The sequence below is a fragment of the Olegusella massiliensis genome, assembly GCF_900078545.1.
Lineage (GTDB): Bacteria > Actinomycetota > Coriobacteriia > Coriobacteriales > Atopobiaceae > Olegusella > Olegusella massiliensis.
On record NZ_FLLS01000002.1, the window covers coordinates 1,158,798 to 1,174,553 of the forward strand.

General features: G+C 46.7%; 13 protein-coding genes. 9 read left to right on the forward strand and 4 right to left on the reverse strand.

Features of this window, described 5'->3' with window-relative positions:
* Window positions 1-63: 63 nt before the first annotated feature.
* Window positions 64-963, reverse strand: a complete 900-nt coding sequence (locus tag BN4314_RS05430) for a DegV family protein (protein WP_021735718.1) — start codon at window positions 961-963, stop codon at window positions 64-66.
* Window positions 964-1,253: 290 nt separating this feature from the next.
* On the opposite strand from BN4314_RS05430, the gene BN4314_RS05435 reads away from it, so the two are divergent.
* Complete coding sequence (locus tag BN4314_RS05435; protein WP_021735780.1) at window positions 1,254-3,074, forward strand: ABC transporter ATP-binding protein; 1,821 nt, start codon at window positions 1,254-1,256, stop codon at window positions 3,072-3,074.
* A 3-nt stretch (window positions 3,075-3,077) separates the two neighbouring features.
* On the forward strand, window positions 3,078-4,817 hold the full coding sequence (locus tag BN4314_RS05440) for an ABC transporter ATP-binding protein (protein WP_068540219.1): 1,740 nt from the start codon (window positions 3,078-3,080) through the stop codon (window positions 4,815-4,817).
* 156 nt (window positions 4,818-4,973) lie between these two features.
* Here BN4314_RS05440 and BN4314_RS05445 read toward each other — a convergent pair whose 3' ends face one another.
* Both BN4314_RS05445 and BN4314_RS05450 read right to left on the reverse strand, forming a co-directional pair.
* Entirely contained in the window at window positions 4,974-5,951 is a 978-nt protein-coding gene (locus tag BN4314_RS05445; protein ID WP_021735757.1) for a GTP-binding protein, read from the reverse strand.
* A 96-nt stretch (window positions 5,952-6,047) separates the two neighbouring features.
* Window positions 6,048-7,106 (reverse strand): NAD(P)-dependent alcohol dehydrogenase, encoded by a 1,059-nt coding sequence (locus BN4314_RS05450; protein WP_068540220.1) that lies wholly within the window; start codon window positions 7,104-7,106, stop codon window positions 6,048-6,050.
* Between the two features lie 681 nt (window positions 7,107-7,787).
* On the opposite strand from BN4314_RS05450, the gene BN4314_RS05455 reads away from it, so the two are divergent.
* The 3 genes from BN4314_RS05455 to BN4314_RS05470 all read left to right on the forward strand — a co-directional run bounded on the left by BN4314_RS05455 (window position 7,788) and on the right by BN4314_RS05470 (window position 9,811).
* Window positions 7,788-8,798, forward strand: coding sequence for an SPFH domain-containing protein (locus BN4314_RS05455; protein WP_068540221.1), 1,011 nt, complete (start codon window positions 7,788-7,790; stop codon window positions 8,796-8,798).
* A 12-nt stretch (window positions 8,799-8,810) separates the two neighbouring features.
* On the forward strand, window positions 8,811-8,999 hold the full coding sequence (locus BN4314_RS05460) for an Arc family DNA binding domain-containing protein (protein ID WP_068540222.1): 189 nt from the start codon (window positions 8,811-8,813) through the stop codon (window positions 8,997-8,999).
* A gap of 389 nt (window positions 9,000-9,388) precedes the next feature.
* Window positions 9,389-9,811, forward strand: coding sequence for a VanZ family protein (locus tag BN4314_RS05470; protein WP_187369552.1), 423 nt, complete (start codon window positions 9,389-9,391; stop codon window positions 9,809-9,811).
* 103 nt (window positions 9,812-9,914) lie between these two features.
* On the opposite strand, the gene BN4314_RS05475 is transcribed toward BN4314_RS05470, so the two are convergent.
* On the reverse strand, window positions 9,915-11,036 hold the full coding sequence (locus tag BN4314_RS05475) for a helix-turn-helix domain-containing protein (RefSeq protein ID WP_068540225.1): 1,122 nt from the start codon (window positions 11,034-11,036) through the stop codon (window positions 9,915-9,917).
* Between the two features lie 104 nt (window positions 11,037-11,140).
* On the opposite strand from BN4314_RS05475, the gene BN4314_RS05480 reads away from it, so the two are divergent.
* The 4 genes from BN4314_RS05480 (at window position 11,141) to BN4314_RS08200 (ending at window position 15,741) form a co-directional block, all read left to right on the forward strand.
* Window positions 11,141-12,958: an ABC transporter ATP-binding protein gene (locus BN4314_RS05480; protein ID WP_068540226.1), complete on the forward strand. Its 1,818-nt coding sequence runs from the start codon at window positions 11,141-11,143 to the stop codon at window positions 12,956-12,958.
* Window positions 12,951-14,705, forward strand: coding sequence for an ABC transporter ATP-binding protein (locus BN4314_RS05485; RefSeq protein WP_068540227.1), 1,755 nt, complete (start codon window positions 12,951-12,953; stop codon window positions 14,703-14,705). Before BN4314_RS05480 ends, BN4314_RS05485 begins: the two co-directional genes overlap by 8 nt.
* Before the next feature lie 110 nt (window positions 14,706-14,815).
* Complete coding sequence (locus BN4314_RS08195) at window positions 14,816-15,337, forward strand: alpha/beta hydrolase family protein (protein WP_198145551.1); 522 nt, start codon at window positions 14,816-14,818, stop codon at window positions 15,335-15,337.
* 83 nt (window positions 15,338-15,420) lie between these two features.
* Window positions 15,421-15,741, forward strand: coding sequence for an alpha/beta hydrolase family protein (locus BN4314_RS08200; RefSeq protein WP_198145553.1), 321 nt, complete (start codon window positions 15,421-15,423; stop codon window positions 15,739-15,741).
* Window positions 15,742-15,756: the final 15 nt, after the last annotated feature.

A 15,756-nucleotide genomic window follows, 5' to 3' on the forward strand; every position in this document is an offset into this window, starting at 1 on the left:
AACACAACGATGCATAAGAAGTGATTGAGCTGATGGAGCAAAACGAAATCGGAGACAAGGATGCTAGGCAGTAATTATCTCTGGCATCGTTGAGGCAAGTTTGGCAGAAAGAGGCTCCTGGCATTCGTAGACTAACCCCACTGCAGGACCTACGTGCACACCAATTACAGGGCTTGCAGGAGTTACCATGACCTCTCTTCCGACAATAGGCTCAATGCACTCCGTTGCCCATGCCTGCGCAACGTCTTTGAATCCGATGTAATGAACAGTGACATTTGCCAAGCCTTTTTCGTGGATATCATGCTTGAAGGTGTCGACGATCTTTTGCAAAGCTTTCTTTTGAGTTCGTACCTTTGTAAAGGTTGTTGCAATACCGTCTTGTACGGTGAGGATAGGGGAGATACGAAGCACATTACCGAGAAGTGCTGAAGCCCTTCCGATACGCCCGCCTTTTTCCAAAAACCTTAGGGATTCTGGTACAAACAAAAACCTTGTTAACAAAATAGTTTTTTTTGCAGCTTGGACACAATCCATCAGACTGCCACCAGCATCTCTACAGGCGCAGGCAGAGATAACAGGCCAGCCCAATTCCATGCAGTTAGTCATACTATCGATGAGCGCATAGTTAAATGAGGGATGTCTTTCGGATATTTCCCGCGCAGCCCTTATGACGCTTTCCAAAACCCCAGACATCTTAGCGCTAATGAATATGCCCAAGACTTCTTTGCCCTCAACAGCAGCCTGCTCAAGTGCAGTTTCTACAGCGAGCGCAGAAGGCTGGCTTGAGGTAGGTATATCGTCAATCATCTCGTATATTTTTGAATAAAAGGCATCAAGATCCATCTCGCCTTCGCTGTAGCTAGCACCACCATGATTAACCGTCAGGTTGAGTAAGCAAATATCTAGCTTCTCTCTTAAAGCTTTTGGGATTGAAGACGTAGAGTCGGTGATGATGCGTATCATGGGCGTAAAACCTCTCGTATCTATAACACAGCAGACTCTATTGTTGTGGCTCATTTTGATACTGAGAGATTTTAGATTCAAGCTCCCTTTGGCTTTGTTGGTTAGGGCGAAACGTGCGTGCTTTATCAGTAGCGTAGGGTAAAACCTTCTTTTTCAGTTCGCTTTAGAAATTCAGCGCCCCTATTACACATACATGTTCAAAAAGTTAGTGATAGATTACTTTAATGAGATTATAGTTAGCCATGTATAACTATTGCTCTCGACGATAAGTCTGAAGAAAAGAGGTGTCTATGGCTGAAAAGGCAGCAAGAAACGCTGCGACTCAGCAGCAAAACAAAAGCATTGCCCTTATGTTCAAATATGCAGGTAAGTATCGCTTTCTTACCTATCTAGGTGTGCTTTGTTCTGTATTGGCTATGGTATTGGGATTTGTTCCGTATATCTGTATTTGGCTTGTGGCACGTGACCTGATTGCGGTTGCTCCTAACTGGGCTAAAGCGACTCAGTTAGCTCACTATGGTTGGATAGCGTGCGCCTCTGCAATTGCCGGTATTTTGTTGTATTTTGCTGCGCTAATGTGCACACATGTAGCAGCTTTCCGTACGGCTTCTAATCTGCGTAAAGCTAGTGCACAGCACTTGATGCAGGTGCCTTTGGGCTACTTTGATACTCATGCATCAGGAGAAATCCGCCGCATCATTGATGGCTCGGTAGGATTGACCGAGGCCTTTTTGGCACATCAGCTTCCTGATGTAGGCGGTACCGCTGCATTGTTCATTGGCATGCTCATCCTCCTTTTTGTCTTTGATTGGCGCATGGGATTAGCCTGTTTGTTGGATGCTGTGATTTCTATTGCCTGCGTTAGCATGATGATGGCGGGCAAGGGTATGAACTATATAAATGAATATCAATCAGCCCTTGACCGTATGAATAAAGCAGCTACGGAATATGTTCGAGGCATTCCTGTCATCAAAGTTTTTCAGCAGACCATCTATAGTTTCAAAGCCTTCCATGAGGCTATCGAAGCATATAGCGATATTGCTCAAAGTTATGCAAACAATTTTTGTCGCGTGCCCCAAGCACTCAATCTTACTTTTATTGATGGCATAGTAGCGCTACTTGTACCAGCAGCGTTGATTTTGGCTCCAGGAGCAAAAGATTTGCCGCACTTTTTGGCCGATTTTGCCTTCTATGCCATTTTCTCTGCAGTAGTCTCGACCGCTCTCCAACGCCTTATGTTTGCGGCAAATTTTACCATGCAGGCTAATAATGCAATGGAACGAATTTCAGCTGTACTCGAAGCTCCTGTATTACGTGATGCAGCAGTGATTGAGCATCCATCAGGTTCCTCCATTAGTTTTGAGCACGTGAGCTTTCGTTATGAAAACAGCAAAATTGATGCATTGAATGATTTGAGTTTTGCTATACCAGCAGGTTCAACTGTTGCCTTGGTGGGTCCTTCGGGTGGAGGTAAGACAACTGCTGCATCGCTTGTCCCGCGTTTTTGGGATGTATCGGCAGGCAGAGTGTTGGTTGGCGGTGTAGATGTGCGCAATATTGCTCAGAGTGACTTGATGAATCAAGTTGCTTTTGTCTTCCAAAATAATCGCCTATTTAAAGGCAGCATTCTTGACAATGTTCGGGCTGCTCGTCCTGAGGCAAGTCGTGAAGAAGCTCTTGACGCTTTGCGTGCAGCTCAGTGTGATGACATTTTGCTTAAAATGCCAAATGGTGCTGATGAGCTTATTGGTCCTGGTGGCACCTATCTGTCTGGCGGTGAAGTCCAACGTATTGCGCTTGCGCGTGCAATTCTCAAAAACTCACCTATTGTGGTGCTCGATGAGGCAACCGCTTTTGCAGATCCAGAAAACGAAGCGCTTATCCAAAAGGCTCTCGCACGTCTTACAGAGGGTCGTACGGTTTTGATGGTGGCACATCGTCTTACTACCGTGCGCAATGCTGATCAAATTGTGGTACTTGATGGTGGCAAACTTGTTGAAAGTGGCAATCACGACGATTTACTTGCTGCAAATGGGCGTTACGCACATATGTGGGCGGACTATCAGCAGTCCATTAATTGGAAGATTCGATCCACGGGAAAGGAGGCATAAAAGATGTTGAATTTGCAAAAACGCTATGGCCTCTCTGCCCAAGGAGCAAAAAATATCCAGAAGGGCATCTGTTGGACAGTCATCGTAAATCTTGTAGTCATGGCAGGAATGTCTCTGTTTTATTTGGCAATGCGCGACTTGATGGCAGTAGTTACGCAAGATGCGAGCATGCCTACACTGCTCCCTTATATCTTAGGCTGTCTTGTCTTTTTACTACTTTCGTTTGTTACGCATGTACAACAGTACATCAACACCTACGGTACGGTTTATGACGAGGTGTCGCACATCCGCATCTCGCTGGCCGAGCGCCTGCGTAAGCTGCCTCTGTCTTTCTTTGGCAGCCATGACCTTGCTGACCTTACCGAGACGATGATGTCTGATGTAGACAAGCTAGAGCACGTGTGGTCTCATGTATTGAGCTATCTGTACGGGTCGATTATCTCAACAGCTATCATCGCACTAGGTCTTTTTGTCTTTGATTGGCGTCTTAGCCTGGCTGCACTTTGGTCGGTGCCTCTGGCATTCGTATTACTCTTTGGCTCACAGTCTTGGTGGAAGTCGTTGCAGGATCAAGCTCGCATGAAGTCGCTTGAAGTTTCTGACGGTATGCAAGAACTGCTCGATAACGCTCGTGAGATTCATGCAACCAATCAAATTGATGCCTATCTTTTGCAACTAAACTCAAAGATTGATTGTGCGGAATCAACAATGCAGAAGGCAGAGTTTGTCGGTGGACTTTTTATCAATAGTGCTACCGTGATTTTGCGTCTTGGTATTGCAACGACGATTTTGGTTGGAGCATATCTTATTAGTACAGGCGCGATTGACTTCTTGACATTTTTTATGTTTTTGCTGGTTATATCACGTATTTATGCACCGTTTGACCAGTCATTTGCGCTCATTTTTGAGCTCATCCTGAGCAAGCTTTCCTCTGCTCGTCTCAATCGATTTTTTGATGAGCCGCTTGCAACGGGCAGTGAGGATTTCCAGCCTGCAAATCACAGCATTAGCTTTGAGAAGGTCGGATTTGATTATGGTACAGGTACCGAAAAAGTGCTTGAAGAGGTGAGTTTTATAGCACATGAGGATGAAGTTACCGCGTTGGTAGGTCCTTCTGGTTCGGGCAAGTCTACCTGTGCGCGCTTAGTGGCTCGTCTTTGGGATGCAAATGCAGGCGCCGTGCGCATTGGTGGTGTTGACGTAACAGAGGTTGATCCCGAGACGCTCTATGGACATATATCGATTGTGTTCCAGGACGTTATGCTCTTTGATAACAGTGTGATGGAAAATATACGTATTGGTCGTCGCGATGCGAGTGATGAAGAAGTGCTTGCTGCGGCAGCAGCAGCTAACTGTGATGAGTTTGTTGAGCGTATGCCTGATGGCTATCAGACCTTAATTGGTGAAAACGGCAGTCGCTTATCAGGTGGTGAGCGTCAGCGTATTTCTATTGCACGCGCGATGCTTAAACGAGCGCCAATTATTTTACTTGACGAGGCAACGGCATCACTTGATGTGGAAAACGAGACCAAGGTGCAAAAGGCCTTGTCTAGATTATTGGAAGGCAAAACCACTCTTGTTATTGCGCATCGTATGCGTACTATTTCTAGAGCCGATAAGATTGTGGTGCTTGAGGATGGTCAGGTAATTGAGCAGGGCAGTCCTGCCGACTTGCTTGCGCGTGATGGAAAATTTGCCCATATGGTTCAGTTGCAAAACCAAAGTGAGGTCTGGGCATTGTAAAGAATCTCAAAAAGTAGATCCTGGCACGCTGAGTTGAGTTCTGTTGATGGGCTCAACTCAGCTTTGCAAGAGACCTTACAGGCAAGCTGAGTAAGTGTCCTAAAGCAGACGATGAAGCTATATGTACAGCTCACTGGTTTTTTATATATAAGTATCTTATTTGTTGTGGCTATGATCATGCTCCTGCTCGTCATGTGCATGATGATGTTCGTGTCGCAATTCAGCATGTTTTTGCCATAGAGCAGGCACAAAGGTTTCGCGCAGGCCCGAGCGCAAAAGTTCTTCTCCGATAAAAACGCAACGCGTTTCTTCTTGGGTATCTTCGATGCCAGAAATAGCCCAGCTTCGCTCAACCAAATCAAAGCGCAGTTTTTGGTTTCCGCAGTTCACCGTACCTTTTGCTCGAGCTAATTTGCCAAATACACCAGCTGAGAGTGCGTCAAGCAACCAGATAAGATGAGTGGGGCTCGGCAGTTCTACGTGTTCGAGAGCCATCGTTTCAAACTCAGGACTTTCTGCATGGTTTGCATCCGAAGTTTCTAGTGTGCCCGTGCGCCCCCGGAGGAACAGACGAGACCACCATTCATCAGGAATATTTTTATAAGGAAGTGCAACAAATTCAGCCTGTGGGTTGAGTTGCTCTACCAACTGATGAATTGCATCTGCGTCAGATGTTGCTCCAAGTTTGGACACGATTACCGTTGCAGCATGTATGATTTGATCATCAAATATCTGCTGCGCATGCTGTCGTTGTTGGACCCATGAAAGTGCATCTACTACCACAACGGGCGCTAGCTGCGAAATGCGCTCCCACTCTACCTGTGAGAGATTGTCCAGAACGTTTCCCAAGCGAGCAACTCCCGTAGGCTCCACAATGAGATATTCAGGATCTAAGGTATTTGAAATAGTAAGCACCGAACTTGCAAAGTCTTGCTTGCCCGAGCAACAAATACAGTTTTCAACGGACTCCCATACCTGTAAATCAGAGTCAGCTCGTAGACGTCGTGCATCAATATCTGCTTCGCCATACTCGTTCTCGTAGATAACGGCGTCTTTGCCAGTTCGGCGCAATAATTCCTGAATAAAGGTAGTTTTACCTGCGCCAAGACAACCAGAAACCACGAGAATCTTCACAGCACGCTCCTTGCTTAATCTACTGTGCTAGTAGATGAAAACCAAAAAAGGCCGCCGCGTAGGGCGGCGGCCTCAGTCATACAAGTGCTACAAAACCTAGTCGATGACAACAACGGGCTTGATGAGGTCTGCTGGCTTGTCCCTCATGAGGAACAGCGCCTCCTCGAGGTGGTCCCAACCGTGGAAGACGTGGGTGCACTCAGGGTGCAGGTCAAGACGGCCAGCAGTGACGAGGCTGGAGAGCTTCTCCATGCGCAGGCGTCCGCCAGGCATGAGACCGCCGCGGATGTCCTTGTGACCCATGCCAACACCCCACTCGACGCGCGGGATGTTGATGTAGTCGCCCGAGCCGAGGTAGTTGACGTTGCCGATCTTTCCACCAGGCTTGAGCGCCTTGACGGCGGGCTCGAAAGTTTCGACGGTGCCGCCGGCGATGCAGACGCGGTCCACGCCCTTGCCGCCGGTAAGCTCCATGACCTGCTCATCGATGGGGCCATCCTTGTACGAGATGAAGTCTGTTGCACCATAGCCCTTGGCAGCTTCGATGCATACGGGGCGGGTGCCGACGGCGATGATGCGAGAGGCGCCACGCAGGGCTGCGCCTGCGACGCTCATAAGGCCCACGGGGCCAATGCCGATGACCAGGACGGTATCGCCTAGCTGGACATCAGCAAGCTCGACGGCGTGGAAACCAGTAGGTACCATGTCGGACAGGATGCAGGCATCAGCAGGGTTCATGCCCTCGGGCATAAGGGCGAGGTTGCCGTCGGCATCGTTTACGTGGAAGTACTCGGAGAACACGCCGTCCTTGAAGTTGGAGAACTTCCAGCCAGCGAGCATGCCACCAGAGTGCATGGAGTAGCCAGCCTGTGCTTCAAGAGAGTTCCAGTCAGGAGTAATAGCGGGGATGAGGACGCGGTCGCCGGGCTTGAAGTCCTTGACCTCGGAGCCCACCTCAACAACCTCGGCGGAGGCTTCGTGGCCCAAAATCATGTTGTGGCGATCGCCGATGGCGCCTTCCCAGAGCGTGTGAACATCTGAGGTGCAGATGGCGACAGCGAGCGGCTTGACAATGGCATCGAGTGGACCGCAAGCAGGCGTATCCTTCTCAATCCAGCCAGACTCGCCAATCCTGAGCATTGCATAACCCTTCATGGTGCCTCCCTTTTGTTGAAACAGACCTATCATTTACATGTGGAAAGCCATGCTTTTTAGCACAGCAATTCGCTTGGATTTTATCGTATTAATTAGGGGTCTGAATAGACCCTATTTTTATTAATCTTTTTAGGCGAATAATCCTATATAACGAAAAAATAATAAATATATACATAAAATACGCGTCATATCGTGTAAACGATCATATTAGCAAGGTGTGATTGGCGTTATGCCGACCCTGAGCAGGATAAATAACTCGTCCTGAGCAATGCCAAAACAAGCTACCCGGTAATCAGAAATAAGACTACTAGATAATCCGATTTGTTCTAAAGTAATGTTCTGAAATCGTTGCAACCTCAGGGTGCAACGATTTTTTCATACACCCATCTATCACTTGCTTTAAGAGAATCTGCAGCTAAAGTCCGTGTGTTGCAACCTCAGGTTGCAACAAATTTGCTGCTTATAGTTTCATTGAGATTACGCGGTGCACTAGGGGATTACGTAGCTTGCTTGTTGCAAGCAAATAAAAAAGAAACGCCTACAAAAGTCGCTTGACAAGAAACCAAAGTGATATCACAATGAGTTCACCGCATGCGTGATTTGGCTCTGCATGTACGGAAATACCGTTGAGTTATGAGTTGCTCTAGCCATTTTCTGGCGCCTTTTGAAAGGGATGTCATTATGAGCAAAGAAAAAGTATTACACGTCTCTTCTGGTTGGGGCATGCTTGCAATAGATTTGCTGATGTTTGCTGGCTCCATTGCCTGTTTTGTGCTGAGTCTCATAAGCATGATTCAAGCAGACGAAAGTGCGCTTCCCGTGCCAGTTCTAGCAGTGCTTGGCCTTATTGTGAGTGTGCTTATTTTTGTTGTCGCCATTATCGTTTCCAATGGTTTCTTTTCTCTACAGCCAGGCCAAGCACGCATTTGCGTACTTTTTGGTCAATACCAAGGCACCGTACGCGATGAAGGCTTGCGTTGGGCAAATCCTTTTTTCTCTAAGAGTTTGGGTGCTGTTTTAGGGCACTCTTCTTCAAGTCTCAAAGTGGGTGAGGAAGGTGTGTCTTTTGATACGCGCAAGCCCACATCAGCGACCATTTCTCTGCGTGCCCGCACTCATGACGGTGAGCGTATCAAGGTTAATGACAAGATGGGCAATCCCATCGAGATTGCAACGGTTGTTGTATGGCATGTAGCCGATACGGCAAAGGCTGCCTTTGACGTTGATAACTACGAGAGTTATGTGTCGATGCAGACCGAAACTGCCCTGCGTCACGTGGCAAGTATTTATGCCTATGATCATATGGAAGACGAGGATAACAATAATAACGCTATTACCCTGCGTTCCAATATTGAAGAAGTGTCTGCCACGCTCAAAGCAGAGCTTGATCGCAAACTAAGTGTTGCTGGTGTAAGTGTGGATGACGCTCGTCTCACTCATTTGGCATATGCACCTGAAATTGCACAGGCAATGCTGCGTCGTCAGCAGGCCGACGCTGTTATTGCTGCACGTAAAAAGATTGTTGAGGGTGCAGTCAGCATGGTTGACATGGCCCTGTCTCAACTCTCTGATGGAGGTATTGTCGAGTTTGATGACGACCGCAAAGCTGTCATGGCATCGAACTTAATGGTAGTTCTTTGCGGTGAATCTGAAGCTCAGCCTGTGGTGAATACCGGTAGCCTCTATCAGTAGGATTTGATTGGCATGTCAAGGAAGCAATATCCTCTGCGCATAGACCCAGAGCTTTGGGAAGCGGTGCAACTGTGGGCCGCTGATGAAATGCGTAGCTCTAATGCCCAGGTAGAGTGGATTATTCGCGATGCTCTCAAGCGTGCAGGACGCTTGCCCGCCGCAAAACGTTCACCCAAGAAAGATTTAGGGTCACAAAGCTAAGCGGCAACTGCGGAAGAATAAAACCATACCTAGATGTTATGTATCTAGGTATGGTTTATTTTCATGTACAAGTAGTCTTTCACAGGCAGTTCACAAGGCATTTTTTCTGCAGATGGTCGCAGTTGTGCCTCGAATCTCAGGGCATCCATATTGGGTGCGATACTGTCTCTGGCTTCCTGCAGGCGGTTCAATGCCGTCGCTCTATTGCCGTAAAAGCACTGTTTGCTTTTTTGCTGAGGGTGCATCTTGAATCCGATTGAGCAAAATACAAATAAATGGATGATCATGAACCCGTTGTATTGCATTTCTCACAGGCGGTTCAAAGGCGTACCGAATGACTCGAGAAACCCCAGATAAAAATTGTCGTAAGGGTGCTTATTGAATCGTTTGTGGGTAAAAAGGTGCTTATTGAACCCGATGTAGCCAAAAGGGTGCTTCTTGAACCTATTGCCTGCCCAGCTTTGACAAGATGGTCCATCTTTCGAGATTCAGAAAAATCTGACCAGCCCTATATTTTGCTTTGGCAACCCGCTACTCTTTTCTTTAACCTTGTTGTTTTAGTCCCTTTAGGATGCATCTTTCGTACAAAGGCGGTGCCTGTAGGTAAATCAATCATTGCTGCAATACTTATCGTACTTGTATGTGAATCGTTACAGTATGTGTGCAAACTTGGCATCTTTGACGTGATAGACGTCGTGTCTCATGTAATTGGTTTTATTTTTGGCTTCTATTTGGCGGATGCACTTATTGATTTTGGGCTGCACTTTAGTGCCGTCAATGAACATATTTGTTCCCTGACAAGAAAAAACTAACATCCCATATGCTTTCAAACTTTATTATGTATACCTGTAAAAAAGTAGCGTGTTGTCTGGCATATCTTGTATAAGAGGGACATTGCGTAGGATAAGCAGCGTGCTACCTATTCAAAGGATTTTGATATGGGTGTGACAGTTTGTCACGACGAAAGCGGCTGGGTGTCATGCCCGTCATTGCTTTGAAAGCTTCTGAAAATGCGCCTTGATTGGCATAACCAACATACTTGGCTATGTTACAGATAGTCTCGTTTCCGTCTAACAATTGCATAGCGGCAAATTCCACGCGCTGCTTTCGTATAAAATCTTGAGGAGTAGTTCCGCGACTGCGCCTAAAGGCATCAATGAGGCGCGCCGCACTAAGATGTAGCACCTTTTCAAGGGTACGCGTGGATAGATCTTGATCAAGATTTGCTTTTATATATTGGCTAGCTTCTTCACAGATTTCCCAATCCTGTACCGAACGTGAGCTACGAGCTGTATGATCTCTGTGCACACCATCTATAAGCAGTACAAGAAGTTCAATAAGCTTAGCGCGATAGTAGGCAGGCGCACAGTTTTTACTAGGACGCGCGTCTACGAATTCATTCATTGCTTCTTTAAGCTTGGATAGCTCTCGAGTGCCGTCAAGCTGTGAAATAGCAGAAAGAATATCTTTGGGAGTAACTCCCAAAAGACAACTATAGCGCTCAAGTGCTTTTGGACGCAGAGAAAGAGAACAACTTTTGAATTGAACGTGAGCTTCGCATATTTGTTGGAACAGATGATAGGTCCATCTATAACCAATAAGAGATGGGCGCTTATCTGGTAGTGGTTCGATGAAATAGTTGGTCATATCATGTCCATAGCAACCAAACCCTATGAGTGCGACTGACGGACCTCGATAAATCGCGCGCTCATTCAGCTTTAAATCCATTGAGATAAGTACCGCATCTGAATCGATGATGCCATACCAGTACTTTCCACTGCCTCGGGCTGGATTCATTACCCAAGTTGACCCATACGATCTGATTGCAGTCTTAGAAATCCATCCCTGGTCCAGTGCTTCTTTACTGGGAACGCAGCCTATAGTTTGCAGCATTGGCTCAAAGGTATTGCGGATGGCAGATAAATCACCAGATGACTGCTCAGTCAACAATTCCGGGTCTTCCGATAGTTTTTTGTACCACTTACTCGAGAAATGATTTTCGGTAATATTCATTATTTTTTCGGGGACCTTCTCCATTTAGTACTTCCTTAGCAGCTCATATGCAAAGCTCTATAGAATGAAATGTTAGTAAAGGTTAACATACTTCAGCTCGCCTTCGGGTTTGGACTGAGTGGTGACTCATGGGAGGTACTGCTGTGCCACAAGTTTCTGAAGAAGACCGCCAAAAAGATAAAGCTGGTCGCGAGGCAATGAAAAAACTCTCGGCACCAATTAAGGGAAGAACAAGAATCGCCCAGATACTTACTGTTGCATCTGCCATGCTTGCTTTTGTACCGTACTTTGCGCTAGTAAAGCTGGGAGACGTTTTTCTTGATGTGTCGACGGGTAACTATCCACTTGATACTCATCAGGTTGAGCATATTGTTTCGCTGCTTGTTATGTTCTTTTTAACTAAGATGACGTTGTATGTGCTAGCGCTTTCGATTACACACTTTGCCGATGTGAAGCTGCGCGTGTTGATTCGTGAGCGCATTGCAGAGCGTCTGAGCAGTGTTCCTTTAGCATGGTTTGACACTCATGGTTCGGGTTCTATTCGTAGTGCCGTACAGGATGACACGCGTGTGGTGCATACCGTGATTGCACATGCACCAGTTGATTTGGTTAATGGTGCATTAACGCCGCTTGTTCTGCTTGTTTTTATGTTTGTTATCAACTGGAAGTTGGCTCTGGTAGGCGTCGTTACGGTGCCTATTTATATGCTGCTTTACGGTAGTTCAATGAAAGATATGGGTCCAAAAACTGCCGAAATGAATACGCATTTAGCTGAGGTTTCCTCAACGATGGTTGAGCTTGTCTCGGGTATTAAGGTGGTTAAAGCCTTCTCTAAGGTAGGGGAGGCACACGACAATTATCAAAACGCAGCCAAGGGTTTTGCAGATTCTTACTGGGCTTGGTGCGGACCCTTAATTGGTTTGTGCTCCGTAGCACAGGAGTTTGTGTCCATACCTGTAATTTTGCTGGTAAACCTTGGCGGTGGCGGCCTGCTGTGTACTGCTGGCTTGGCGACAGTTCCACAATTGCTTGCTTGCACGCTTATAGCCGTTGTATTGCCAAATGCAATGACTACGGTTTCGAATATCGTCTGGTCATATCAGACTGCAGGTGCAGCTGCGATACGTCTTTGCGAGCTCATGGAAGTTGATACTTTGCCGCAAACAGATTGTCCTCAACTACCTGAAGGTGATTTGGATATCGAGGTTGATGGCGTCTCTTATTCCTATGGAGAGACAAACGCTTTATCACAGCTTTCATTGACGTTTAAACCCAATACGGTGACAGCGCTGATTGGTCCTTCGGGATCGGGTAAATCAACGCTCGCCACGCTTATTGCACGTTTTGATGATCCTGACGAGGGGACAATTCGTCTAGGTGGGATTGATTTGCGACAGATTGATACAAACGAACTGTATCGTTATGTGTCTTTTGTTCTGCAAGATTCAATGTTGCTTAATACCAGCATTCGCCGAAATATCTCTTTGGCATGTCCTGATGCTAGCTTGGAAGAAGTGCGGAGAGCTGCACAGATTGCGCAGATAGATGACTATATTATGTCGCTACCCAAGGGCTATGACAGCGTGTTGGGATCCGATTGTCAGCTATCAGGCGGTGAAGGTCAGCGTGTAGCTATTGCTCGTGCGATTTTAACTGATGCTCCAATTTTGATTATGGATGAGGCAACTGCCTTTGCCGATCCTGATTCTGAGGTTGAAATTCAGCGTGCTCTCAGAAATTTAATCCAAGGGCGTACCGTGCTTGTTATTGCTCACCGTCTCAATTCAATTCTCGGTGCCGATCAAATTGCAGTAATGGAACGTGGGCATATTGTTGCGCTCGGCACTCACCAGGAATTGCTTAATAACGGTCATTACCAAGCCCTGCTTCAGCAGAGTGGTTTTGAAAATTTCCTTTCCGCAAAGGAGAGTGACATTTATGCTTAAAGACAAGTTGATTCTTCCGCGTCTCTATCGTTTTATGTCTCGCGCTGATAAAGCAATTCACCAGAAAGGCTCCTTTTATAAGCTTGTATCAGGTGTTATTAGCGGTGCGAGTTTAACTGCAATTATGCCAACAGTTACTGCTTTGCAATCTGGGACGCCACAGTGGGGATTGAGCTATAAGGCATGGATAGTTTTTCTTGTCGTGCTTGCTTTGTGTGGGGCCGTGACTTCGGTTGAGGGCACCAAGCTGAGCTATATATCGGGTTTAGGGTACATGCGCAATCTGCAGATTATGATTGGCAATAAAGTTTCGCGTTTGCCTCTGGGCTGGTTTGACTCTCAGAGCGCGGGCCGCCTAAGTCGTATGGTTACCAATGAAATGATGTCAACAGGACAAGTAGCTGCATATTTCATTGGTAGCCTTCTGCATAATGCGTCTGCCTGTATTATCTTTTGTCTTGGTTGCTGGATATGGAATTGGCAGTTGGGACTGTTGCTTAGTGTGGGTGTGCCTATTGTATTTTTGCTGATGCATGTGGGGCAGGCCTGTGTTTTTCGCATGTCTCATTTAGAAAACAAAGGAGAAGAGCTAATTGCAGCACGCATCGTTGAGTTTGCTCAGTGTCAAGGAGCGCTTCGCGCTTGCAACGCGAGCAGTAGCTATCCCGAGTTGAAGGATAGTTTTTCAAAGAGCAAAGCTTGTCTAACTCGTGGTCTGTGGTGGGGTGTTGTAGGAAATTTCCTTTCGGGTATGGGTGTGCAGATGCTTACTGTGTTAGGCATCATGGTTGTTTGCCAGATGGGGCTTACAGGAAACATGAGCCCTCTTGAAACACTCATTATGATTGGCGTCATTTTGCGTTTTTCGGTACTTCTCACCGAGGTAGCAGCTTCACTTTTTGGTCTTGAAGAGCGCCGTATGATGCTCAATGGTATTGATGAGGTAATGGATGCACCCGAGATGTCTGTATGCGAGCAGAGCGTAGGGCTGCCCGCTGATAGCTCCGTTGAGCTAAAAAGCGTTGCTTTTAGCTACATAGAAGGTCAACCTGTTATTCGCAATGTCAGCGTGATGGCACCCGCATCAAAAATGATTGCTATCGTAGGCCCATCTGGTTGTGGCAAAACCACACTCATTAAACTTATTGCTCGTTTTTATGATGTCGATGCAGGGCAAATTACCATCGGCGGGACAGACATACGGAATCTTTCTACGCAGCATCTCTTTGAGCAAGTGTCTTTTGTTTTTCAGGATGTATATCTCTTTAACGATACACTCCGCAATAATGTATTGATTGCTCGCCCCAATGCTGGAGAAGCAGAACTTACGCGCGTTGCTGAGCTAGCAGGAATGACAGAGATTATCGAACGTTTGCCCGAAGGCTGGGAAACGCCTTGTGGTGAGGGTGGACGTAGTTTATCTGGTGGTGAACGTCAGCGTGTTTCGATTGCACGTGCTCTGCTCAAGCAGGCGCCTATTGTGCTGTTTGATGAAGCAACCTCTGCACTCGATGCAGAAAACGAGGCGAATATCGTGCGCTCCATGGAGGAGTTGAGACAGCATTCGACTCTGATTGTGGTGGCCCATAAGCTTGAAACTATCAAAATGGCAGATCAGATTGTGGTAATGAATGCGGATGGAGAGTTGGCAGAGGTTGGTACTCATGAGGAACTGCTTGCGCAGAATGGTAGCTACGGTGATTTTTGGAACAAGCGCTGCTTAAGCGCTCAGTGGAGTCTTGTATAGAAGTGCTGAAGTGTAATTACGTGCTTTAAGACTGCGATTTGGACGAGCAGGACTATAGTGTCAATAATAATTTGTATTCTTGATATCGGTTTGAGACGGAAGAAGTTATAATGCCGCGTCCTGTCGCAGTCGTGCTTGGAATAGTTGGTGTAGCAGGATTTGCGCTCTATATGGCATCAACCATAGCGCACCCGCAAGGCAACGATCTTAAAGCCGAGCGTCAGTGGGAGATTGACCATGGGCTTTGGGGAGATTTTGATTTGCTTTCTCAAAGCGAATATCAGGTAAAAGAATATGACGGATATGAACTCCACTGCAGTTTTGTGCCTGCAGAACACACCAGCAACAAGTACGTCATTATTTCTCACGGCTTTTGTTCTAATCGCTATGGTGCAGCGAAATATGTAGCAAGTTACCGCAAGCTCGGCTTTAACTGCATCATCTATGATATTCACGCACATGGGGAAAATGCCTCAACTACCTGTACGCTTGGCAATCTTGAGTCTGAGGATTTGCTTGCCCTCATTCAGGACACACATCAACGCTATGGCAAAGACATTACCCTTGGTCTGCATGGTGAGTCTATGGGCAGTGCAACAATGCTTTCGGCGTTGGGAAAAGTCCTGACATAGATTTTGCCGTAGCGGATTACGGTTTTGCTAATTTATACGATCTGCTGTAGGCAGGATACGATCAAGCCCATCTAGGAGCACTGATGTCTGTGGTTGGTGCAGCGTATCGCCTGCGTTACGGTTATGACTTGCACGATACTAGTCCCATAGGAGCGCTTAAAAACAATGAAGTGCCTCTGTGCTTAATTCATGGGTCTGACAACGACCTAATTGCACCATCAAATAGCGGAAAATTACGTGATGCTACCAAGGGTTATGTTGAGCTACATCTTGTCGATGGTGCCAGGTATGCAGGGTCTCGAGAGCTTTTGGATGAGGATGCTTATATTGAAATCATCGCAGCATTTCTCAAGAAGGCGCTACATTGGTCTTGCGATAATGAGGGCAATATCCATGCCGACTAGTGTGCAGCACCTGAC